Raw genomic sequence first — 14,997 nt, 5'->3', positions numbered from 1 at the left:
CAATTGCGTCTGATTATTGGTCTTCCAAACGACATTGCTTTTCATACCATTAAGATAAGAAAATCGATACTTTTTTTAAAATCATAAACAAAAAAAAGAGACTGCCTTTTTAGACAGCCTCTTCAATTCACAAAATATTGTATTATTTATTGACCGCCAATTGACCCACGTTGTTCCATTCGGTAACATTGGCAATTTTACTGTCCACAAAATCCACTTCTTTTAATTTTTTGACATCCCAGAAGAACCATTTTCCGGTTTTCTTTCCTTCGGTATATTCACCCATGGATATTTTTTTTCCATCTTCACCGTACATCTTCCATTCACCATGGAGTTTTCCATTTAGAAATTGACCTTCCTGGGAAACTACTCCATTGTCATGGTAATAGGTGGCCTTCAATATTTCACCATCTAGTTCAAAAACAGGTTTTATATCTTGAGCGTTGATTACAACTGAAAATATAAGTGCAAAAATCAATGTTATTCCTTTCATTTTTTTTTGGGATTTTAAGTTTTTCAATAATCTCCTAACGAAATAAAGATACATATATTTTACGAAAAATAAACCTTAAGTTAACATTAAATTTACATTGAACTGCCAAACAGCTGTTTTATAGTTACTTATAAACCAAAGAAACTCCCTATTTTAGGGAGTTTCTGTTTTCATCGATTATTCGATGTGTTACAACTACAAATTATTGAGCTTCATTCTGAGGAATAGGGAATTGTGCAACCCTATTGTCTCCGGCCCTGTCTATTACCAGTTCATCCAGCCTATCAAACCTTCTTAAATCTATCCAGCGATGCCCCTCGGCAAATAATGAATATCTTCGTTCGTACAAAATCCTATCTTCATCCACACTACCTGGAAGAACAGGGTCTAGTCCGGCAGCATCCCTCACTAGGTTGATAGCCATTTCAGCTTCGCCAGGGTTATCTGCCATATTCGCTTCTGCATATAACAAAATAAGCTCTTCATTCCTAATTATTGCAACCGGATCAGTACTGGATTCATAAATATATACATCATGTGTCCCAGGTGTCAATCCTGCAATATTTAGTGGGCCGTCGGTTCTCAGTACCGCTTTCCCCAATCGACTATCTCCAGGTTCGGCTGAATTAACAAAATCTGGATGTGCAATTCTCGCATTGGCACCCGTGGAATTCTTGGCAAAAAACAACTGGTTCAATTCATCGGACCCCGCGGATGAAAATTGGTAATATGCTCCTAAATACAAGTCCCCCGTGAAATCCATAAAGGAATCCTCCAAAGCACTTAGAACAAGGGGATAGTTACCTTGATAGGCAGCTGCCCTTGCCGTTAGGGCTCTATTGAATTCCAAATAGGATACGCCCAAGGTATTGGGAGAAACGTCCCCTCCGGTGGCCAAATCAGTGGCCGCGGAATTCAATAAACCTATAATAGTTGTTAACGCGGCATCATAACCTTCGAAGCTGCCCAGATTATCAGGATCGGCCACATCGGTCCGTATTCCGTTTTGATACAACATATTAAGTACGGTTAACAGTTGATGTGCCTTAATAGTGTTTGCAAACCCCCGAATAGCAGCCTTTTCAGCCTCGGAAAAATCTGTTGTCGTATTTTCCAATCCTTCCAGCAAAATATTACATTCCTTAACTACAGCATAACGGGCCGAATACGGTGTTGTAAGATAAAAGGCGTTATCATCCAAGACCCCGGTCATAAGATCCCCGGTCCATCTGGGATCAGAACTCTGATGTCTCCAATAGTCCCGGCCAACAACCGAAATAACATCTTCTTGGGTATTTAAACGATCTCTCATATCGGCCAGTATTCCGGACACCACTTGAGGAAGTTCCGGTCTGGACACTCCTTCCGAAATGGATGTTGTTTCTGGACCGTTTAAATCTTTCCCATCTTCAATAGTACAACCAAAAACCAGCAATCCGATCAAGGTCATAAATAGAACTTTTAATTTATTTGTGATTTTCATATTATTATTTTTAAATGTTATAGTCCAATTGATAAGTGAAACATAAATCTTTTGGACGATGGAAATGGTGCCACTTCAATTCCTATCCCTGCTGCTGCCGAACCAAAATTAGATACTTCTGGATCGTAGCTATTGTAGTCAAAAATACTAATGATATTGTGTCCGGAAAGACCAATTTTAACATTGGAAACATTTCCTTTAAACAATTTTTGGAGCGTGTTTTCGGGAAGGTTATAATACAAACCTACTTCCCTTAATTTTAAATACGAAGCGTCTTCCACAAAAGGTCCTGCAAAACCGGCGCCATAAGCACTAAGCCTATAACTTCCATTGTTGAGGGCACCTGAAGGGTCTAAATTCATTTTATCAAAATCGGCACTGGTTCCGCCAAAATCTGAAAGTAACCTACTTAGATTTACATTATCCCCCCCTTTTTTCCAATGCCATAAAAAGGATAAAGAGAAGTCCTTATACTTGAAATTGTTATTAAATGACATTTGAAAATCCGGTTCTGCATCCCCCAAAACGACTACGTTGCCATTTTCATCATTACCAACAATTTGGGTAGCACTTTTGCCCTCCTCAATTCTAAATGTTCCCAGACCCGTACCAAAACCTTGAGTATCAAATGAGGCCACGGTTAATTTTGTGATTTCAGATTTATTTTTAAACCAACTAATTCCGGAATCCCATGAAAAGTCCTCATTGTCAAAGGCATTTACATTGATTCCTATTTCGGCTCCCTTATTTTGCAAAGCTCCGGCATTTGCCCATCGAAAGGTATAGCCCGAAGAGGGTTCGTTATCCGCTTGGAGAATTAGATCTTCCACCTTCTTGTTATACCATGTAAATTCCAAGGTCACTTTATTATTGATAAAACCGGCATCCAGACCAATTTCAAATTCCTTTTGCCTTTCGGGCTGTATGGAGGGGTCCCCAAGCGTTGCCGGGGTAATTATCCCTACATTTCCGTCGATCAAAGAATTTATATAGGTCGTAAAAAGTGCCCCATTTGGCGCAAAATTACCTGCTTCCCCATAAGCAGCACGTAGCTTCAACTGATTAACGGCCTCCAGTTTCCAAAAATCAAAATTGTGAATATTCATTGCTACGGAAGCCTTTGGATAATAAAATAGCTTATTGGCATCACCATTGTTTGAGGACTTATCTCCCCTTATCCCAATGGTTCCCACTAATTTATCTTGAAAATTAACCTCCTCCTGAACGAAAAACCCGGCATCTTCCTGTTCCAATCTAAACTGGTCTACCTTTACATTGGCAGCCTGATCCACATTTTGTTCAGAAGCTATTAAGCCAGTTGAGGTTACCCTAACAGTGTTTTGGGAAAACTGCTCATTGGTCACCCCTGCTTGGGTGGTAAAACTAAGTTCATTATCGGTTCGAAAATTATGTACAAGAAACCCCGAAAAATTAGCATCGGTGTTCTGTGTGGTACCATCGGATGACAATCCGTCCAATCCTCCTACATCCGGTCGCATAAACTGTAATTCCCTCGGAAAAAAAACGGTCGTTTTAAGAGTGTATGTGTCCATTCCAGCCTTAAGGATCATTTTCAAACTTTGATTTTCATTTCTAAATAAATTCACATCCAAAGATCCACCGGCAATCAATCGACTAACAGATTCGTTGTTCGTCATTACATCCCGGGTATGTATCTGATTGGAAGAATTCGCAGGGTGATCGGGGTAATTACCATCCGCATCGGGTAATAAATAATCCCATGGCCTAGTAAATAACAAAGAAACTCCTATGGTGGTGTTGGAGTTATCATTATTGAAGAACCCTCTATCCGCACTGGACTCAATATAATTTCCTGTTAAGGATAATTTAATATCATCTGTAATCCTGTGATCCACATTTAAACGAAGCGATTGTTTGGATGCCCCGGTCCTTTTCACAATACCATCTTCCTCATTGTTGGTAAAACTGCCAAAAAAAGAGGTTTTGTCGGACCCTCCTGAAATACTTAAATTAGTATTGGTAATAAAGCCCTTTTCTCCATAAATTTCCTGCTCATAATCACGTAGCCTGCCTGCAGATTCAGCCGCCGTAAACAATGCGCCTTCACTATATGCACTCTCTGCCAATGCCGCGGTCCAGTTTCTTTGACCCAACAAATTAACAGCTTCGTTAAATCCTACGGCTTGGGAAAAATTGATTTTTGTTTTCCCGGCCTTCCCCTTTTTGGTTGTAATAATTATTACACCTGCAGCGGCCCTAGACCCGTAAATGGCAGAGGCCGAAGCTCCTTTCAGTATCTCAATATTCTGAATATCGTCCGGATTTATATCCGCAATCCTATTTGAAGCGTTGTCCTGGGAATCGGTAGAGGAAGCACCACCACCGGCTGCATTGGAAATCTCATTTAGACCACCAGCAAAAACACTGTTGTTATTCACATAAACACCATCTATAATATATAAAGGCTGGCCCTGTCCATTAATAGAGGTAACCCCCCTCAATTTTACCGACATACCACCCCCTGGGGCTCCGGATGCCGCAGTAATTTGTGCTCCTGCAAATTTGCCGGCCAGGGCACCATCCAGAGTTTGTGGTGGTGTCCTTCCCGTTAACTCATCTGCGGATACCGAGGCTACTGCATTGGCGGAATTACTCCGTTTAACCGATGTTGCCAATCCTGTTACCACCACTTCCTCCAATCCTGTTGCAGATTCGTCCATAACAACATTTAAAGTAGTTGGGCCAGTTACCCGCATTTCTTTTAAGGCATATCCCAAGGACGAAAACACCAAGGTAGCCGGGAAATTATCCACTGAAATTTCGTAATTACCATCAAAATCGGAGGTAGTACCTGTTGTGGTACCTTTTATTACCACATTGACCCCTGGAAGTGGATCTCCCAGACTAGTGTCTGTAATCTTTCCCTTAACAACTCCCTGAGCCAACAAAAGCAGAGGTGCCATTAAAAAAAATAAGAACATGTTTTTCCTAATTAATTTCTGTTTCATATTTATAAGTTTAGTTAGAATTATATACTAAAATACTTAAGTTTTGTTAATATTCTCTAAAAATTATTAGAATTTGATAAAATTGAGTAACCCATATTTCGAATTTCCTAATTGCGGATATTTTTTTCAGCTTACCCTATTACTTCTTACATTTGCCTGATCATAGATGAAAAAAAAGATGTATAGAAGTCATAATTGCGGTGAATTACGGGAAAGCCATCAACACACAGAGGTTACCCTGTCTGGATGGGTCCAAACGGTTAGGGACAAAGGTTTTGTGATATGGGCCGATTTACGCGACCGATATGGTATTACCCAGCTCATTTTTGATGAGGAACGCTCCTCAAAAGAGATTATGGAAATTGCCAAATCCCTAGGTCGTGAATTTGTAATACAGGTTAAGGGAACCGTTATTGAAAGGACCTCCAAAAACCCAAATATACCTACCGGAAATATAGAAGTTTTGGTCTCGGAAATCAAAATACTCAATAAATCCTTAACCCCCCCTTTTACCATTGAGGACCAAACCGATGGTGGCGAAGATATCCGTATGAAATTCCGATATCTGGACATTCGCAGAAATCCTGTAAAGAACAACCTAATATTTAGGCATAAAGTGGCCATTGAGGTGAGAAAATATCTCTCCGACCAAGGTTTTATTGAAGTGGAAACTCCCTATTTGATCAAATCCACTCCAGAGGGTGCCAGAGATTTTGTAGTTCCAAGCAGAATGAACGAAGGCCAGTTTTATGCCCTGCCACAATCGCCCCAAACATTTAAACAATTATTGATGGTCGGAGGAATGGACAAGTACTTCCAAATCGTTAAATGTTTTAGGGACGAAGATCTAAGGGCGGACAGGCAACCGGAATTTACACAGATAGATTGCGAAATGGCCTTTGTGGAACAAGAAGATATTTTAAATGTTTTTGAGGGACTAACCAGGCATTTATTGAAGGAAATAAAAGGGGTCTCCCTTGACAAGTTTCCTAGAATGACTTATGATGAGGCCATGAGAAAATATGGCAACGATAAACCGGATATCCGTTTTGCCATGGAATTCGGTGAGCTTAACGCCATTGCAAAACATAAGGACTTTGGAATATTCAACGAGGCCGAATTGGTAGTGGGTATTGCCATACCTGGAGGAGCGGCCTATACCAGAAAAGAAATAGACGCCCTTGTAGACTGGGTACGTAGGCCACAAATAGGGGCCAAAGGAATGGTCTATGCCAAATTCAACAACGATGGCACCTTCAAATCTTCAGTAGACAAATTTTATGACCAGGAAGATCTTGCAAAATGGGCAGCTGCAACAGGCGCCAATGCAGGGGACCTAATATGCGTACTATCCGGGGAGACCCATAAAACGAGGACACAATTAAGTGCACTTAGAATGGAAATAGCCCAGCGTTTAGGATTACGCAAAAAAGATGAGTTTGCTCCGCTTTGGGTAATCGATTTTCCATTATTGGAACTAGATGAGGAAACAGGTCATTACCACGCCATGCACCATCCATTTACCTCACCGAAGCCCGGACAGTTGGAGCTACTGGACACGGACCCCGGCGCAGTAAAGGCCAATGCCTATGATTTGGTGCTGAACGGCAATGAAATTGGAGGTGGCTCCATACGGATTCACGATAAGCAAATACAAGCCACTATGTTCAGACATCTTGGCTTTAGCCCAGAGGAAGCCAAGGCACAATTTGGATTTTTAATGGATGCCTTTCAATATGGAGCACCGCCCCATGGTGGTTTGGCATTTGGCCTCGATAGATTGGTAGCCATTTTGGGCGGACAGGAAACTATACGGGACTTTATTGCTTTTCCCAAAAACAATAGTGGTCGCGATGTCATGATCGATGCCCCTGCCCCGATTGACAATTTACAGTTGAAGGAACTTCACCTAAAATTGGATTTATAATCATATCTTTAAAATCCTGCTAGTCAAAGTAACTAGCGGGATTTTTTCAAAATCATGACAGCACTAAAAAAATCTTGGCTTACCAACTTTTTGGTTTGGCGCGCAAAACATATCTCCCAAAGGCAATTTATTTACATCCTTAGTATTTTGGTTGGGTTTACTTCTGGGATAGGTGCTGTTGTCCTTAAAAATTTAACTCACTTTTTTCAACATCTATTGGAAGGTAATTTGGTAAGGTATTACCACAATGCCTTTTATTTTGTTTTTCCTATAATTGGTCTTACCCTTGTTTGTTTGATCATTAAATACGTGATCCGCAACAAGGTGAGCCATGGTATTCCCTCTACCCTCTTTGCCATTTCCAAGATGAAGGGAATAATGCGGAAATATCAGATGTTCGGATCCATTCTTACAGCACCCATTACCGTTGGTTTCGGAGGATCTGTTGGTCTGGAGGGCCCTACCGTGGCAACAGGAGCTGCCATAAGCTCCAACATTTCAAGGATGTTCCACGTAAACCAGACCACAAGGAATTTACTTATAGGCTGTGCGGCAGCAGGAGCCATGGCCTCCATATTCAAAGCCCCCATTGCAGCCATTATTTTCGCCATTGAAGTATTTAGCCTAGACCTGACCATAGCCTCCATGCTGCCCCTGCTCTTGGCTTCCCTTTCAGGAATTATAACATCCTACTTTTTCTTTGGGAGCGATGTGCTTTTGCCCTTTAAAATTGAGGACGATTTTATTATTTCGGACATTCCCTTCTTTGTAATCCTAGGCTTGTTTGCAGGTCTAACCTCCATCTATTTCACAGAAGTATATGAGCGGATCCAAAAAATATTCGACAGAATAGGTTCTCCCATCAAAAGGTTACTTTACGGCGGAATTGCTATTGGAATATTGGTTTATTTGGTCCCTCCTTTATACGGCGAGGGTTTTGATGTTATCAACAACCTCATCTTGGGAAAGCCTGAAAAGGTTTTGGAAAATAATATTTTCCATTTGGACCTTACGAATATATGGTTAGTAATTGGACTATTGGCCGGATTGGTTTTTTTTAAAATTATTGCCTGTGCCCTAACTTTTGGTGCGGGGGGCGTTGGGGGTATCTTTGCCCCTACACTATTCATGGGAAGTATAATGGGCAATTGTATTGCAAAAGCAATTAACAATTTAGGAATCTTATCAAACCAAATTTCAGAAAGTAATTTTACACTTGTGGGTATGGCCGGACTTATGGCCGGCGTTCTCCACGCCCCCCTCACTGCAATATTCCTTATAGCCGAGGTAACTGGGGGATATGAATTGTTCATTCCTCTAATGATCACCTCTACTATCTCCTTTTCCATCACCAAATATGTGCACCCACATTCTGTTTACAACATGGAGTTGGGCAGAAAAGGAGAGTTAATTACACATGATAAGGACCATGCCGTTTTAACTTTGATGGATATAGACAAAGTTATTGAAGATAATTTTGTCCCAATATACCCGGAGATGAATCTGGGGGATATTGTACATCAAGCAGTGGTAAAATCCAATAGAAATATATTTCCGGTAATTGACAAGGAGGACAATACCCTTTTGGGGATTATTTTGTTGGATGACATACGCCCCATAATGTTCAATCAGAAATTGTACAAGGAAGTAATGGCGGGCGACATTATGAACACCCCTCCCGATATAATTGAATTGGACAAGGATAAAATGACGGATATTATGGAGAAGTTTCAAAGTAGCGGAGCTTGGAACCTGCCCGTTATTAAAGATGAAAAATATGTAGGTTTTATCTCCAAGTCCAAGTTGTTGACCGCTTACAGAAGAAAATTAATAAATTTAACCTCATAAAATCCCAGTTAGGAATGAAGTATATTATTTCTTTGATTCTAATAGCTTCCATAACCTCCATCGTTTATGGGTTTAACATAAGTGAGGAAGATGTGGTCTTATCCAATAAATGTATAGGTTTTGGAACAGTCGGGATATTTTTGGTGGCCATGCCCCTCTTTCTTATCAAAGTTAGTAAAGGCAAAAAAATGAAGGACTATATGCTTACTGAGGAAAACATCCTAAAAATGCAGGGAAAGGAAAAGAAGCCTACTGACAATCAGTGATTTTCATATTTTTTTAAATCGATTATATCCAATTTTGCCCAAAAAAACATAAATTAGTAATATAAACCATTATTATTTTAATTTCATTGGAATGACTGGAACAGTAAAATTTTTTAATGAATCCAAGGGATATGGCTTCATTACCAACGACGACACAGGTAAGGATATTTTTGTTCATGCAACTTCATTAAACGGCACTGAACTTAACGAAGGCGACAAAGTGGAATACGAGGAAGAGGAAGGCCGAAAAGGAATAGTTGCTGCAAGGGTGCAGGTAATTGGCTAATACTATTTATTTAAAAAAATGTAAACCCTTGGTGATCGCTAGGGGTTTTGGTTTTTGACCATTTATCAATGCCTTGGCTATTTTACCAGTACCAATACAAAGCCATCCGCTCCACTACCCGAAGAGGTGTTGTTTTGGTCTAAGACCAATTGTGACTTGGCAACATCAATACCACCTACCTCCTTGTCGTTTAATTGCAAATAATCCTGGTCTTTCCCCTGTAGGATGGAATAAGCATAGGTGCCCGTTGGCAAGCCGTTGTATAGTGCGCCTGATTCGTCATTGTTGGTAACGAGCAAGGTCCCATCCTTGGTGTCGAATTCCCATATAATTTTACCTTTTTCAAAGTCTTCATCAACCCCAGCGAATCCACCACTAACGTTCATCAGGTTCCAAGTTCCACTAACCTTGTCCTTCTTTTCGGGCGTACTTTCTGTGGAACATCCATGTAGGACAAAAATCAGAACCAGGAAGCGTATTAATCCATATACTTTCATTATATCTCAGATTGTTGAATTAAAAAGTAGATGCAAAATCTGCTAATAAGTTGCGTATTGGGCAAAACCAATTGGAAACATTCTAATTCAAATTGCGCTTCTGAATAAAAAAGCGCTTCAAAATTTCCGATGCCTCCTTCTCCATGACCCCTTTTACCAATTCGGTCTTGGGGTGTATTTTGGTACCCATGGTTATAAAACCCCTATCCAAGTCCCTTGCTGCATAGACAACCTTGGAAATTTGGCTCCAATACAGTGCCCCCGCACACATTTGACAAGGTTCCAGTGTTACGTATAGGGTGCAATTGTGTAGATACTTCCCTCCTAGAAAATTGGCCGCCGCGGTTATGGCCTGCATTTCGGCATGTGCAGTAACATCGTTCAAACGTTCGGTTAAATTATGCGCCCTGGCAATAATCCTATTCTCAACAACAATAATGGCACCAACGGGCACCTCTCCTATTTCAAAAGCGGCTTCTGCCTCCTGTAAGGCTCTCTTCATAAAATAAGTGTCGTCAAAAGGATTGATCATACCTAACATTTTAAGCCACAATAGTAAACAATATTGGTGAAGGGTCAAAAAAAATACCATTTGATTAAATTATCCTGAAAAACCGCCAATGATCCACTAAAAAACATACCATTCAACGTTTAAATACCTTAGTTTTGCGTAACATTTTTAGTATGCCCAAGGGAATTCTACAACATATTAACGACCCCAAGGATATTCGAACCTTGGAAATAGTCGATTTATTGCAACTTGCCCAAGAATTAAGGGAGTTCATCATAGACATTGTAGCTACCAAAGAAGGGCATTTGGGGGCCAGCTTGGGTGTTGTGGAACTAACGATCGCCATTCACTATGTATTTAACACCCCAAAAGACAAGCTAATATGGGATGTTGGACATCAGGCTTACGGCCATAAAATATTGACCGGACGTAGGGATATATTCGATACCAATAGGCAATTGGGTGGAATAAGCGGATTTCCCAAACGCACAGAAAGCATTTATGACGTATTTGGCACTGGACATAGTTCAACCTCTATTTCAGCAATCCTAGGAATGGCTTTGGCCTCCCAAATAAAGGGGGCAAAAAATATACAGCACATTGCCGTCATAGGTGATGCCTCCATTGCTAGCGGTATGGCCTTTGAAGCGCTTAATCATGCCGGGGACACCAACGCCAACGTCCTTATTATCCTAAATGACAATGCCATAGGAATTGATCCTAGCGTAGGTGCCTTGAAAAAATACCTTACCAATGTTAAAAAAGGCACAGCCAAAGACGAAAACATTTTTGAATGTTTAAATTTTAATTATTCCGGCCCTTTGGACGGACATGATCTGGCTATGTTGATAAAAGAGCTAAAGAGGTTAAAAGATATTGAAGGGCCCAAATTGCTCCATATTATAACTACCAAGGGAAAAGGACTCAAAAAAGCTGAGGAGAACCAAGTAGCGTACCATGCTCCAGGAAAATTTAATAAAGAAACGGGCGACCTTTGGCCCAAAACCTCGGAAAAACAACCTCCAAAATATCAGGATGTTTTTGGGTACACCTTGGTAGAATTGGCTAAAAACAATGAACATATTGTAGGTATAACCCCAGCCATGCCCACCGGAAGCTCCCTTAAATATATGATGGAACAAATCCCGGAAAGGGCTTTTGATGTGGGCATTGCCGAGCAACATGCCGTAACCATGGCTGGTGGAATGGCCGCAGAAGGCCTGGTCCCATTTTGCAATATATACTCTACTTTTTTACAGCGTGCCTATGACCAGATCATACATGATGTAGCACTTCAAAATCTCCCCGTTATTTTCTGTTTGGATCGTGCAGGTATAGTTGGGCAGGACGGTGCCACCCATCACGGAATATATGATATGGCCTATTTACGGTGCATACCAAATCTTATTATTTTTGCACCTTTGAACGAAATCGAACTTAGGGATATAATGTTCACGGCACAGCTGGGTTTAGGACAACCCATAGCCATAAGATATCCAAGAGGAAGAGGGGTAACACTGGATTGGAAACAACGGTTTAACAAAATTCCGATAGGATTATCACAAGAATTAAAAAAAGGTACGAAAATTGCTGTACTTTCAATCGGTCATATTGGGAACATGGTGGTTGATTTACTAAAAAGCACGAAGGACGAGGGCCAAATTGGCCATTACAATATGCGTTTTGTAAAGCCTTTGGATACGATTATGCTGCGGAAAATATTCTCGGCCTATGAGCAGGTGATCACCATTGAGGATGGCTGTAAAATGGGGGGATTTGGAAGTGCCATTTTGGAATATGCCAACGAGATGCATAGTTTTGTCCCAATAAAGATTTTTGGAATTGAAGATGTTTTTATAGAGCACGGAACTGTGGAAGAGCTCCATAAAATAGCTAAAATAGATATATCGACCTTAAAAAAATATATTAACAACCTCTTGAATACTGATTAGCATGTACGGTAAAATTTTCATTATTGTCCTTCTGTTTCTAAATTTTAATTTTTTATTCGCACAAGATACTATTCCCGCTCCACAAGCCCCGGATTCCATACAAGTAGATTCTATGCGTATAGATACCATAGTAATACGGACCTTGCAGGACAAAATTAAATACATTCCGCGTGGTGCAGACCTGACAAATCCCGTTGTCTCCTTTAAGCGCACCAAGCCCCTAGAAGAAAAATACAGACGATTTAGAATTCCTTCGTTTTGGGAAAAGGAGAATAAACTTGGATTTAATTTTAGTGAAGTAGCCTTTGTAAACTGGAATGCCGGGGGTAACAATTCCATTTCCGGATTGGCCAGCGCCAAATTTGTACGAAATTATAAATTTCGATACGTTCAACTCAACAACAATTTGGACATACGATATGGCCTCAATGCCCAAGAAGGTTTTAAATTAAGAAAGTCCGATGATGCATTACGGTTTTCCTCCACCTTTGCATTTCGAAGGGATACCATAAGCAATTGGTACTATTCCGCTAGTGCCGAATTTAGGACACAGTTCTCCAATGGTTACAAATATCCCAATAGGGATAAACCAATTTCCCGATTTATGGCTCCTGGCTATGCCCTATTGGGTGCTGGTACTTCCTATATTCCAGAAGGCAAGAAATTCAACCTGCGCTTAGCCCCTCTCACCTTCAAATCCACCTTTGTGTTAGACCAAACTCTTGCCAACAGTGGTGCTTTTGGGGTACAAAAAGCACTTATAGACACCGATGGCAACATAATAAAAGAGGGCGAAAACGTATATCTGGAATTTGGTTTTCTGGTCTCCAACTCCTGGGAAACCATGGTTTATGAAAATGTAAAACTAAATCACAGGTTACAATTATACTCGGACTACGTGAAAAATTTCGGGAACATAGATGTTGACTGGGAAGTAAATTTGGATTTAGCCGTAAACAAATATGTAAAGGCCTCCATTGGCACCCATGTTTTATATGACCACGATATAATTTTCGACGAGGTTAAAGCCGCGGATGGCACCATTACAACCCCAGGAAAACGCAAGGTACAATTCAAACAATTACTGGGCGTAGGTTTGATCTATGATTTTTAAAGCTGTTTTCCCATAATCTTATTATGGATGTGCACCGCAGCACTATCCGATAAGCTGGCAACATAACAGCAGGTACTCAAGAGTATATCGTAGATGGAACCTTTGGTTTCCCTATAAGGTTCGGGCAAAGTAGAAATCATAAGTCGGTCATAATTGGAACTATTCCCTTCCTTATTCCTGATCAATGCCGTTGCATATACATCCAAAATGTCCGAAATTATCCTGTAACCCGCTATTTCCTTTTCCAACACCTCCTGGGACCTATAGATCTTCTGTACACTTAAGGTAATAATATCCTCTATTTGTGCCTTAAACTTGCTTTTATCCATTAAGGAAACCGAAAATTCCCCGTTTAGGATAGCATCCTCGTTTTCAATAAAAATAGTAATGGCATCAGAGATCAAGGTGTTGATAGCAAGAGCCCTTAAATAGCTCAGACGATCTTCCATATATGCCAAATTGTTATACTTTTTTATGTTGATACTGTCCTTGACCAACTTAATTAAATACTCCAAGGCATAATCCTCTGAAATAAGGCCTAAATTGATTCCGTCCTCAAAATCGATAATGGTATAACAAATATCATCTGCAGCCTCTACCAAAAAAGTAAGCGGGTGTCTACAAAAACCGACATCACTGCCCTTTCCCCTCGATTCGAGTCCCAGCTCCGCGGCCACCTCCTGAAAAGAAGACACATCCTGTTGAAAAAATCCAAATTTCTTGTCCGCTATATGCTTGGTGGGCTTTTTGGGCAAGGATTCCTTTGGGTATTTCATAAAAGCCCCCAGGGTAGCGTAACTAAGTCGCAATCCCCCTTCAACTCCTTGGCGGGATTCTGTTAATAATCTATATCCATTGGCATTACCTTCAAAATCTATAATGTCCTGATACTCTTTTGGTGTCAACACCTTCTCAAACTGTTTGCCCCTGCCTGTTTTAAAGTATTCCCCTATGGCCTTCTCCCCACTATGGCCAAAAGGAGGGTTCCCAATATCATGTGCCAGGGCTGCAGCGGCAACAATGGCGCCAAAATCGTTAAAGCGATAACCGTGCACTTCACGTAAATGAGGATGTTTTTCCAGAATTCTCTTCCCGGCGATCCTGCCAAGGCTTCTACCTACTACCGAGACCTCCAAGCTATGGGTAAGACGGGTGTGGACAAAATCGGTTTTGGAAAGAGGTATTACCTGTGTCTTGTCCTGTAGGCTCCTAAAAGCCGCAGAAAATATCACCCTATCGTAATCCACTTCAAAACCCAACCGAGTTTCATCCTGTTCCTTTCTAATTCTTTTGTTGGTATCACCAAAACGTTTCAAGGAAAGAAGCTGCTCCCAATTCATAATGTAATTTTAGAGGTCGCAAGATACATTTTTAGGATTTCAACACATAATAAAACCTAAAAACAGCGCTTACCCAACCAAACCACACACCCAATTTTTAACGATAAATTAAAGTTAAGATTACAATGGGTTTATTAGCAATCCCCATCTTAGCATTTGTCTTAAGACTATCTTGGTTTCATTGTAACTATTAGTTTTTGTCGACTATTGATGTGAAATCGGAAGCTACCTCTGGCCAAGGTAGCTTTTTATTTAAACTAATATTATTCCTAAGTTAACATTAAATTAAC

Annotated in this window: 12 protein-coding genes; 6 read left to right on the top strand and 6 right to left on the bottom strand. The window is 40.5% G+C overall.

The window, feature by feature from the left end; all coding sequences use genetic code 11:
- Window positions 1–142 precede the first annotated feature (142 nt).
- From QSE00_RS16765 to QSE00_RS16755, 3 genes are all read right to left on the bottom strand, one after another.
- Window positions 143–493 carry a toxin-antitoxin system YwqK family antitoxin gene (locus QSE00_RS16765; protein WP_286106826.1) on the bottom strand — a complete coding sequence of 117 codons (351 nt, stop codon included), beginning with the start codon at window positions 491–493 and terminating at the stop codon, window positions 143–145.
- 202 nt (window positions 494–695) lie between these two features.
- A complete protein-coding gene (locus QSE00_RS16760; protein ID WP_110356090.1) occupies window positions 696–1,976 on the bottom strand; it encodes a RagB/SusD family nutrient uptake outer membrane protein in 1,281 nt (426 codons plus the stop codon).
- A gap of 17 nt (window positions 1,977–1,993) precedes the next feature.
- Window positions 1,994–4,966, bottom strand: a complete 2,973-nt coding sequence (locus QSE00_RS16755) for a SusC/RagA family TonB-linked outer membrane protein (protein ID WP_286106825.1) — start codon at window positions 4,964–4,966, stop codon at window positions 1,994–1,996.
- Window positions 4,967–5,144: 178 nt separating this feature from the next.
- Between QSE00_RS16755 and aspS the strand changes: the two genes are divergently transcribed.
- The 4 genes from aspS (at window position 5,145) to QSE00_RS16735 (ending at window position 9,293) form a co-directional block, all read left to right on the top strand.
- Complete coding sequence (aspS, locus tag QSE00_RS16750) at window positions 5,145–6,893, top strand: aspartate--tRNA ligase (protein ID WP_286106828.1); 1,749 nt, start codon at window positions 5,145–5,147, stop codon at window positions 6,891–6,893.
- A gap of 54 nt (window positions 6,894–6,947) precedes the next feature.
- Window positions 6,948–8,741, top strand: coding sequence for a chloride channel protein (locus QSE00_RS16745; protein WP_286106824.1), 1,794 nt, complete (start codon window positions 6,948–6,950; stop codon window positions 8,739–8,741).
- A gap of 14 nt (window positions 8,742–8,755) precedes the next feature.
- Window positions 8,756–9,007, top strand: coding sequence for a hypothetical protein (locus QSE00_RS16740; RefSeq protein ID WP_110356094.1), 252 nt, complete (start codon window positions 8,756–8,758; stop codon window positions 9,005–9,007).
- A gap of 91 nt (window positions 9,008–9,098) precedes the next feature.
- A complete protein-coding gene (locus QSE00_RS16735; protein ID WP_110356095.1) occupies window positions 9,099–9,293 on the top strand; it encodes a cold-shock protein in 195 nt (64 codons plus the stop codon).
- A gap of 77 nt (window positions 9,294–9,370) precedes the next feature.
- Here QSE00_RS16735 and QSE00_RS16730 read toward each other — a convergent pair whose 3' ends face one another.
- Both QSE00_RS16730 and QSE00_RS16725 read right to left on the bottom strand, forming a co-directional pair.
- Entirely contained in the window at window positions 9,371–9,790 is a 420-nt protein-coding gene (locus QSE00_RS16730; RefSeq protein WP_286106823.1) for a hypothetical protein, read from the bottom strand.
- Window positions 9,791–9,872: 82 nt separating this feature from the next.
- A complete protein-coding gene (locus tag QSE00_RS16725; RefSeq protein ID WP_110356294.1) occupies window positions 9,873–10,322 on the bottom strand; it encodes a nucleoside deaminase in 450 nt (149 codons plus the stop codon).
- 152 nt (window positions 10,323–10,474) lie between these two features.
- Here QSE00_RS16725 and QSE00_RS16720 point away from each other — a divergent pair, with 152 nt between their 5' ends.
- Window positions 10,475–12,253 carry a 1-deoxy-D-xylulose-5-phosphate synthase gene (locus QSE00_RS16720; RefSeq protein ID WP_286106827.1) on the top strand — a complete coding sequence of 593 codons (1,779 nt, stop codon included), beginning with the start codon at window positions 10,475–10,477 and terminating at the stop codon, window positions 12,251–12,253.
- A 1-nt stretch (window position 12,254) separates the two neighbouring features.
- Entirely contained in the window at window positions 12,255–13,367 is a 1,113-nt protein-coding gene (locus tag QSE00_RS16715; protein WP_110356098.1) for a DUF3078 domain-containing protein, read from the top strand.
- Here the strand turns inward: QSE00_RS16715 and dgt are convergent.
- Window positions 13,364–14,707, bottom strand: coding sequence for a dGTP triphosphohydrolase (gene dgt / locus QSE00_RS16710; RefSeq protein WP_286106822.1), 1,344 nt, complete (start codon window positions 14,705–14,707; stop codon window positions 13,364–13,366). The genes QSE00_RS16715 and dgt overlap by 4 nt on opposite strands.
- Window positions 14,708–14,997 lie beyond the last annotated feature (290 nt).

This window comes from Arenibacter flavimaris, assembly GCF_030291335.1.
Classification (GTDB): Bacteria; Bacteroidota; Bacteroidia; order Flavobacteriales; family Flavobacteriaceae; genus Arenibacter.
Note: the sequence above shows the minus strand (reverse complement) of the source record. Positions and strands in the feature narration are given on the sequence as shown.